Origin of the sequence: Methylobacterium symbioticum (assembly GCF_902141845.1) — a bacterium.
Lineage (GTDB): Bacteria > Pseudomonadota > Alphaproteobacteria > Rhizobiales > Beijerinckiaceae > Methylobacterium > Methylobacterium symbioticum.
Window position 1 is genome coordinate 1 of sequence record NZ_CABFPH010000158.1, and the last position, 8,571, is coordinate 8,571.

An 8,571-nucleotide genomic window follows, 5' to 3' on the forward strand; every position below is an offset into this window, starting at 1 on the left:
GATGCCGGGCTTCTCGCGGAACTGGCGACGCACCTCCTCGACCACGGCACCGGCCGCACGGCCGACCGCGGTCATGGCGATGCCGCCGAACAGGTAGGGATCTGGCCGATCGCCGCGGCGTAGCTGATGGAGGAAGCGCCCTTGTCCTCCTCCGGGCTCGGATCGACGCTCTCGTGGATCTCCTTGGTGGCCTTCCAAAGCAGGAACAGGCCGCCCGCGATCAGGATGATGTCGCGCCAGGAGAAGGCCTTGCCGAACACCGTGAAGACCGGCTCGGTCAGGTGCACGATGAAGGCGACGGCGCCGAGCAGCGCGAGCCGCAGCACCAGGGCGAGGCCGATGCCGATGCGGCGGGCCTTCGGCTGCTGCTCCGGCGGCAGCTTGTTCGTCAGGATCGAGATGAAGATCAGGTTGTCGATGCCGAGCACCACCTCCATCACGACGAGGGTGGCGAGCGCGGCCCAGACGGCGGGATCCGCCGCCAGTTGGGTCAGGGACTCGAGCATGGATTGGATCTCCGCATCCTGAATCTGCCCGGCGGCAGGAACCGCCGTGACGTCTCGAACAAGGATCTGTCGGGCCTCGCCCGGAAATCGCGACCGGGCCGTTCCCCGGGCGAGTGTCTCTAGATCGGCAGGAACCGGCCCGGCCGCGCCTCGGACTCGGGCGCGAAGATCCGCAGCACCTTCGGCACCACCTTGAAATGAGCCGGCGTGTAGGTGGTGAGCTCGCCATCCGTGTTCACGGGCCGGGGCTTGCGCGTGGTGAGGCGGACCTCGGTGGTCTTGAAGGCGCGCACGTCCTGCGCGCGCCCGTGCGTGCCGCGGCGCAAAGCCGGCAGCAGCGCGAGCAGGCGCCACCAATGGGCGACCTCCAGGCTGTAGAAGTCGAGCTTGCCGTCATCGACCGTGGCGCCTTCCTCCACCGTCATGCCACCGCCGTAGTGCCGCCCGTTGCCGACCGAGGCCTGGATGGTGGTGACCTTCTCGACCTGCCCGTCATGTTCGATGGTGACCGTGAAGGGCCGCACGCGGCGCAGCACGCGCACGGCGGCGACCGCGTAGCCGAGCACGCCCCAGGTCTTCTTCGATTCGGCGGTGAGCTCGCCCGCGAGCTCGGCCGAGAAGCCGATGCTCGCCACGTTGAAGTAGTAGTGCCCGTTGACCCAGCCGAGATCGACCGGCCGCGCCTGCGTCGTGGTGATCAGGCGCGCGGCGGCGAGCGGGTCGAGGGGGATGCCGAGGGAGCGGGCGAGGTCGTTGGCCGTGCCGAGGGGCAGGATGCCGAGCGGCAGCTTGGTCTCGACGAGGGCGGCGGCGGCCGCGTTCATGGTGCCGTCGCCGCCCCCCAGGATCACGAGATCGACGCGGTCGGCATGGGCTTTGATGACGTCCGTGCAGTCGCCCGAGACCTCGACCGGCTCGATGCCGCCCTGGCGCAGGATCTCGCGCACCGCGTCAAGGGAGAAGCTGCCGTTGCGGGCCTTCGCGTTGCACATCAGCAGCGCGCGCCGCGGTGTCACGCCGCCCGCGCTCACGGCCGGGCTCCCGTGCGGAGACCGGGCCGGTCGAACGGAATCGGGGAAACGATCAAGGGTCGGGCACTCCGGTGCGTTCGCGCCGCGTGAGCGAAGGCAGGGAAGCGGTCCGACATCACGGTCGACGCCTCGACCGCCAGAGGGGCCCGGACCCGGGTTGAGGAGAAACTTGGGCGTGAGGCGGCCGAGCGCAACCCCGTCCCCGTGAATTCCCGGCGCAGCGGTACGGCGGTGGATGTCGGGCATGATCCCCGAATCGCCGCCGTCGCGGCGCGGGCTTCTGCTAGGAAGGCGGCGGTCGGAACCCCGCGCTCCCCCGCCCGCGTTTCCTCCGGCATGTCCTTTCGGCGCCTTCCCGGGCGCCACCCCGGCATCCTCCCGCTCGGCCGCTCCGGTGATCCCCATGCGCCCTGTCCGTCCTGCCAGCCTCGTCGCCCTGAGCCTCCTCTTCTCCGGGGGAGGGCTCGTGCCGGCGCTCGCCCAGTCGGGCTGGGTCGATCCACCGGCGCGCGGATCCGGACCGGTCCCCGCGCCCAAGCCCGAAGCGGCGCCGGACGCGGCTCCCAAGGCGCCGCGGGCCGAGCGGCAATCGGCGCCGCCTCCCGCCGCCGAGGCCCCGCAGGCCGCACCCGATACCGGCACGCGACAGGCGGCCGAAGCGTCGGGGCGCCATGCCGAGCGGCGCTCGGTCCGTCACCGCCGCCCGGCCCGCCGTCTCGCGGAGACCCCGCCGGCCGCACCGCCGGTTCAGGCGGCTCCCCCCACCGCGGCCGCGCCCGAGCCGCGCCTGACCGACTGGGCCGGGGCGGCGCAGGCGCTCGCGGCCGACTATCTCGACGTGGTCTCGGCGCCGGGGCTGCGCATGGTGAACGAGGTGCCCCGCTTCTATGCGCCGCGCGTGCGCTTCTTCGGCCGCGAGATGACCCTGGCGGCGCTGATGGCCGAGAAGCGCAGCTTCGTCCGGCGCTGGCCGGACCGCAGCTACGAGCCGCGGGGCATGCGCACCGCCTGCAATGGGGCGCTCGGCACCTGCATCGTGCGCGCCCAGGTGGAGTTCCGCGCCGCCAGCCCCGATCGGGGCACCGTCTCGCGCGGCCTCGCCGAGCTGGTCCTGGAGGTCAGCCTCGCCGGCCCGCGGCCGATCATCGTCTCGGAGACGAGCCGCGTCCTGCGCCGGGGCAGCGGGCTGAGCGCGCTGGCCCCTGCCGGCCGGAGCGTCTGAGTGCCCACCACGGAGAGCCTATCCCCTTGCGATCGCACCATCTTCGCGAGCCCACAGGTCTCCCGAACAGCGCTCTATCTCCTTGTGAACGCATGATGTTTCGGGAGACCGGCATTCCCCTTTCGCGCGTCATGCTCTAGACCGGGCCCATGGCAGTCTCAGAGGCGGTATCGGCAGCGGAGGCGGACGGCGCGAAGCCGGCTCGCCCGTTCCTCGACGGCATCGAGCGGGTAGCCCTGCGCGACAGGATCCGCGCGGAGATCGAGCGCCGCCGCCCGAAGCCCGTGGCCCTGCGCACCCTTGAGCTCATGGCCACCGCCGCGGTCGAGCCCGCCGAGGGCGAGCCGGGCTACCGGGTGGTTGATCGGCATGGGGAGCCGCGCCGGCATCCGGACGAGGCGACGGACGGCGCTGACCGGCCTCTGACGCTGGCCGATCTCGTCGACGAGATCGTCGCACGCCATCCCGCCCTGTTCCTGCCGTCCCTGCCCCCCGAGCCGGAGCCCGCGCCCGAGCAGACTCGCGAATCGGCGCTCGCCCATGGTGCGTCCGAGATGCGGGCCGCCACCGCGCGCTTCGTCGAGACTCAGTCGGAGCGCGCCCGTGTCCTCGCCGAGCGCTCGTCCGAGCAGGGGCGGGCTTTCGCGCAATCGGCCGCCGCGGGCTTCGCCGCGTTTCGCGCGCGCGTCGAGACGCACCGCCCGGGCGGCGGCTTTCGCGGCACCGGGCTCCGGGACCTTTTCGGCGACCATACGCAGCGCCGCTGGATCGCGGGGGGGGCCGGCGCGCTGCTCGCCATGATCGTGGCAGCCGGCCTCGTCGTCGGCCTGCGCGAGGGCGGCGAACCGGACGAGGCGTCGACCCGGACCGCTGCGGCCCCGCAGGGCGCCAAGCCCGCGGATAAGCCCTCCGACAGGCCGTCCGCCGCGCGGCCCGCCGAGCCGCCGCCCGAATCGGAGACGCCCACCGAGATGCCGGAGCAGCCGCGCCCGGCCCCCAATGCCGTCACGGGCCAGGTTCAGGTGATCGACACCGCGACGCTGCGGCTCAACGGCAAGCTGGTGCGCCTGTTCGGTGTCGAATGGGTGCGCGGCGGCCAAGCCGAGGAACTCACCCGCTACATCAACAACCGGCCCGTGACCTGCCAGCCCGTTCCCGGCAGCGAGAACCAGCTCTGCCAGATCGAGGGCCGCGACCTCTCCGAGGTGGTGCTGTTCAACGGCGGCGGACGTGCCTCGCCCGAGGCGACGCCCGAGCTCGTCGCGGCCGAGGACCATGCCCGCAGCGAGCGCCTGGGCGTCTGGAAGCGCTGACCGGAGCCCCTTGCGCGTCCGCCTCCGCTCCGCCTCTATGCGGGCGGGAGCGGGGATGGGGCGATGGATCTGTCGGTTGGCTTGAGCGTGTTTGCCGTCGTCGTGGCGGTGCTCGTGATCATGACGCTCGCGGCCGGCATCAACATCGTGCCGCAGGGCTACGTCTACACGGTGGAGCGCTTCGGCCGCTACGCGCGCAACCTCGAGGCCGGGCTCGGCCTGATCACGCCCTTCGTCGAGCGGATCGGGCGGCGGGTCAACATCATGGAGCAGGTGATCGAGGTCCCGAGCCAGGAGGCCTTCACCCGCGATAATGCCGGCGTCACCATCGATGCGGTGGTGTTCTATCAGGTGCTCGACGCAGCGCGCGCCTCCTACGAGGTCTCGAACCTCGAGGTCGCGATGATGACCCTGACGATGACCAACATCCGCACCGTCGTCGGCTCGATGGACCTCGACCAGCTCCTGTCGCACCGTGACGAGATCAACGAGCGCCTGCTGCGGGTGATGGATGCGGCCGCCTCGCCGTGGGGCGTGAAGATGACCCGCATCGAGATCAAGGACATCGTGCCCCCCGCCGACCTCGCCGGCGCCATGGCCCGGCAGATGAAGGCCGAGCGCGAGAAGCGCGCCTCGGTGCTGGAGGCGGAGGGGCAACGCCAAGCCGAGATCCTGCGGGCGGAGGGGCGCAAGCAATCAGCAATCCTCGAGGCGGAGGGGCGGCGCGAGGCCGCCTTCCGCGACGCCGAGGCCCGCGAGCGCGCTGCGGAGGCCGAGGCCAAGGCGACGAGCCTCGTGAGCGAGGCCATCGCACAAGGCGATCTTTCGGCGGCTAATTTCCTGGTCGCCGAGAAGTATATCGAGGCGGTGAAGGCACTCGCCACGGCGCCCAACCAACGCGTCGTGGTGATCCCCGTCGAGGCTGCGGCACTCGCCGGCACCCTCGGCGGCATCGCGGAGATCGCGCGGGGCGCGTTCGGCGAGGCGGCCGCGCCCCGCCGCGCCGGCCAACCGCCGAACGTTGCCACCCCGCCGCGGTCCTGACATGCTGGCCGATGTCGCAGCCGCCCTGGGGCCGGCCTGGCTCTGGATCACCGGCGGCCTCATGCTGGCGGGCGCCGAGATCCTGCTGCCGGGCATCTTCCTGATCTGGCTCGGGCTCGCCGCGCTGCTCACCGGTCTCGGCACCGCGCTGGTCCCGATGCCCTGGCAGGCGCAGCTTCTCGTCTGGGCCGTGCTGTCGCTGGGAAGCGTCGCGCTCGCCACGCGCCTGAACCGGCGCCGCGCGGAGCCGGTCCTCAACCGGGCCGACCGCGGACTCGTGGGGCGCGAGGCGGTGCTGGCCGAGGCGATCGTCGGCGGCGCCGGAGCGCTGCGCCTCGACGACACCTATTGGCGGGTCAGCGGGCCGGATCTGCCGGCGGGCGCCCGGGTACGGATCGTCGGCCTTGCCGGGACCGTATTGACGGTGGTGGCGGCGTAGTAGGCCCCGACCGCCGCCGTGCTTGAAGCATCGTCCATGATCCCTGGATTATGGACGATGCTCTCTCTGATTGAGTGGGCCTCATTCTCCTTCGCGGAACCGGTGCCCACGTCCGCGGACGATGCTCTAGCGCGGCGCCTGGGTGGCGCCGTGGTTGCCGAGACCGACGCCGGTATTCTCGCTCCGGCCGGTGCCGCCGCCCATATTGCCGGGCCCGCCCACGCGGCCGGGTGGATTCACCGTGCCTGTGCTGTTGCCGGGCCCGTCCATCGTGGTCGAGCGGTCGGGCACCGTGCGCGCGGCGCCGGGGGCGGCCGTCCCGCCCGGCGCGGTCTGGGCGAGAGCAAGGCCCGGGAGCGCGACGAGGGCGGCGGCGAGAGCGAGCGTGGTTCGCATGGCGGATCGTCCCTTCCGATGGCGTGTCCTGACAGGCCAACGCCGGGACGGTGCGATCGTTCGGTGCGGGGGCCGAGCAATATGAAGCCGGCAAAAAGAAAGGGGCCGGATCGCTCCGGCCCCTCTCGATCAGGATGGCGAAGGGCGCCTCAGGCGCGCTTCTTCTGGTCCTTCTCGTCGACCTCCTGGAAGTCGGCGTCGATGACGTCGTCCTTCTTGGCCTCCGCGCCCTGAGCGCCCGCCGCAGCGGCGTCCGGACCGGCCGCCTGGCTCGCGGCGTACATCGCCTCGCCGAGCTTCATCGAGGCCTGCATCAGGTCCGTGGTGCGGGCCTTGATGGTCTCGACATCCTCGCCCTCGAGCGCGGTCCGGAGCGCGGTGATCGCGGTCTCGATGCCGTCGCGATCGGCCTGGGAGACCTTGTCGCCGTACTCCTTCACCGACTTCTCGGTGGAGTGGACGAGGCTCTCGCCCTGGTTCCTCACCTCGACGAGCTCGCGGCGCTTCTTGTCCGCCTCGGCATTGGCCTCGGCGTCCTTGACCATCTTCTCGATGTCGGCGTCCGAGAGGCCGCCGCTCGCCTGGATGCGGATCTGGTGCTCCTTGTTCGTCGCCTTGTCCTTGGCCGTCACGTTGACGATGCCGTTGGCGTCGATGTCGAAGGTCACCTCGATCTGCGGCATGCCGCGCGGGGCCGGCGGGATGCCGACGAGGTCGAACTGGCCGAGCAGCTTGTTGTCGGCCGCCATCTCGCGCTCACCCTGGAAGACCCGGATGGTGACCGCGTTCTGGTTGTCCTCGGCCGTGGAGAAGACCTGGGACTTCTTGGTCGGGATGGTGGTGTTGCGGTCGATGAGCCGGGTGAACACGCCGCCCAGCGTCTCGATGCCGAGCGAGAGCGGGGTGACGTCGAGGAGCAGAACGTCCTTCACGTCGCCCTGGAGCACGCCCGCCTGCACCGCGGCGCCGATGGCCACGACCTCGTCCGGGTTCACGCCCTTGTGCGGCTCCTTGCCGAAGAAGGACTTCACCACCTCCTGGACCTTCGGCATGCGGGTCATGCCGCCGACCAGCACCACCTCGTCCACCTCGGAGGCCGAGACGCCGGCATCCTTGAGCGCCTTGCGGCAGGGCTCCATCGTGCGCTGCACGAGGTCGTCCACGAGACTCTCGAACTTGGCGCGCGACAGCTTCAGCGCGAGGTGCTTCGGCCCGGTCGCGTCGGCGGTGATGTAGGGCAGGTTGATCTCGGTCTGGGTGGCCGAGGACAGCTCGATCTTGGCCTTCTCGGCCGCCTCCTTGAGGCGCTGCAGGGCGAGCTTGTCCTTGGTCAGGTCGATGCCCTGCTCGCGCTTGAACTCGCTCGTCAGGTACTCGACCACGCGGTTGTCGAAATCCTCGCCGCCGAGGAAGGTGTCGCCGTTGGTCGACTTCACCTCGAACACGCCGTCGCCGATCTCGAGGATCGAGACGTCGAAGGTGCCGCCGCCGAGGTCATAGACCGCGATCGTGCCGGACTTCTTCTTGTCGAGGCCGTAGGCCAGCGCGGCGGCGGTCGGCTCGTTGATGATGCGCAGCACCTCGAGGCCGGCGATCCTGCCGGCGTCCTTGGTGGCCTGGCGCTGGGCGTCGTTGAAGTAGGCGGGAACCGTGATCACGGCCTGCGTGACCGGCTGGCCGAGATGCGACTCGGCGGTCTCCTTCATCTTCTGCAGGGTGAAGGCGGAGATCTGGGAGGGCGAGTACTTCTTGCCGTCCGCCTCGACCCAGGCGTCGCCGTTGTCGCCCTTGACGATCTTGTAGGGCACGAGGCCCTTGTCCTTCTGCGTCATCGGGTCGTCGTAGGTGCGGCCGATGAGGCGCTTGATGGCGAAGAAGGTGCGCTCCGGATTGGTGACCGCCTGGCGCTTGGCCGGCTGGCCGACGAGGCGCTCGCCCTCATCCGTGAAGGCGACGATGGACGGCGTGGTGCGGGCGCCTTCCGAGTTCTCGATGACCTTGGGCTGCGTGCCTTCCATGACGGCCACGCAGGAATTCGTGGTGCCCAAGTCGATGCCGATGACTTTACCCATGGTGGGATCCCTCTGTTGGTTCGTATTCAAGCAGACCGCCGAGCCCCGAAGCAGCTCGGCCCATGGCGGTGCGACGTGAGGTGATGTGCGTACGGGAGGGGGAGCGGATCAAGGGCCGCAGACGGCGAAAAACCCGCGCTTAATCCCGCGTCGGAGCGGATATAAGGAGGCGACTTTCCGGCCGCAAGGCGAAGCCGCACGGCCCGTGCCCACTTCCTGCACCAGGCCGCATCCCTTTGCGGCGCCAGGGATATCGATGTCCTGGCGGCGTCGTCCCGGGGATGGGTGCCGTGCATTTTGTTGCCGCGCTGCCACGCCCGCGCCATCGATGGCGTGTTAACGTTCGCGTGCGGCTTCCCGCTTCTCGGCCCACCCGCTCGAAGGACTCGATGCGTCCGACCCGCAGTCTCCTGATCCCGCTCCTGTGCCTGGGTGCCGCGACGAGCTTCGCGCCGGCCGCCCGCGCGCAGAACTTCTTCGAGGAGCTGTTCGGGATCGGCCGCGCGGCCCGGCCCCCCGTCCCGCCGCGCGGCGTGCCGACCGCGCCG

7 protein-coding genes and 2 pseudogenes are annotated in these 8,571 nt (G+C 70.8%); 4 read left to right on the plus strand and 5 right to left on the minus strand.

Features of this window, described 5'->3' with window-relative positions:
* From MET9862_RS30675 to MET9862_RS27210, 3 genes and pseudogenes are all read right to left on the minus strand, one after another.
* Positions 1 to 99, minus strand: a pseudogene (locus MET9862_RS30675) (sodium/proton-translocating pyrophosphatase); the annotation flags it as partial.
* Positions 99 to 506: pseudogene (locus MET9862_RS27205) on the minus strand (TerC family protein); the annotation flags it as partial. The pseudogenes MET9862_RS30675 and MET9862_RS27205, both read right to left, overlap by 1 nt.
* A gap of 119 nt (positions 507 to 625) precedes the next feature.
* Positions 626 to 1,498, minus strand: a complete 873-nt coding sequence (locus MET9862_RS27210; RefSeq protein ID WP_244612933.1) for a lipid kinase — start codon at positions 1,496 to 1,498, stop codon at positions 626 to 628.
* Positions 1,499 to 1,940: 442 nt separating this feature from the next.
* Here MET9862_RS27210 and MET9862_RS27215 point away from each other — a divergent pair, with 442 nt between their 5' ends.
* The 4 genes from MET9862_RS27215 to MET9862_RS27230 all read left to right on the plus strand — a co-directional run bounded on the left by MET9862_RS27215 (position 1,941) and on the right by MET9862_RS27230 (position 5,555).
* Positions 1,941 to 2,759 carry a hypothetical protein gene (locus tag MET9862_RS27215; RefSeq protein WP_142586050.1) on the plus strand — a complete coding sequence of 273 codons (819 nt, stop codon included), beginning with the start codon at positions 1,941 to 1,943 and terminating at the stop codon, positions 2,757 to 2,759.
* A 149-nt stretch (positions 2,760 to 2,908) separates the two neighbouring features.
* Positions 2,909 to 4,072 carry a thermonuclease family protein gene (locus MET9862_RS27220; protein ID WP_142586051.1) on the plus strand — a complete coding sequence of 388 codons (1,164 nt, stop codon included), beginning with the start codon at positions 2,909 to 2,911 and terminating at the stop codon, positions 4,070 to 4,072.
* Between the two features lie 63 nt (positions 4,073 to 4,135).
* On the plus strand, positions 4,136 to 5,116 hold the full coding sequence (locus MET9862_RS27225) for an SPFH domain-containing protein (RefSeq protein WP_142586052.1): 981 nt from the start codon (positions 4,136 to 4,138) through the stop codon (positions 5,114 to 5,116).
* A 1-nt stretch (position 5,117) separates the two neighbouring features.
* Positions 5,118 to 5,555, plus strand: coding sequence for an NfeD family protein (locus MET9862_RS27230; protein ID WP_185157025.1), 438 nt, complete (start codon positions 5,118 to 5,120; stop codon positions 5,553 to 5,555).
* Positions 5,556 to 5,681: 126 nt separating this feature from the next.
* Here MET9862_RS27230 and MET9862_RS27235 read toward each other — a convergent pair whose 3' ends face one another.
* Entirely contained in the window at positions 5,682 to 5,951 is a 270-nt protein-coding gene (locus tag MET9862_RS27235) for a hypothetical protein (protein WP_142586053.1), read from the minus strand.
* A 149-nt stretch (positions 5,952 to 6,100) separates the two neighbouring features.
* On the minus strand, positions 6,101 to 8,023 hold the full coding sequence (gene dnaK / locus MET9862_RS27240; RefSeq protein WP_142586054.1) for a molecular chaperone DnaK: 1,923 nt from the start codon (positions 8,021 to 8,023) through the stop codon (positions 6,101 to 6,103).
* Positions 8,024 to 8,571: the final 548 nt, after the last annotated feature.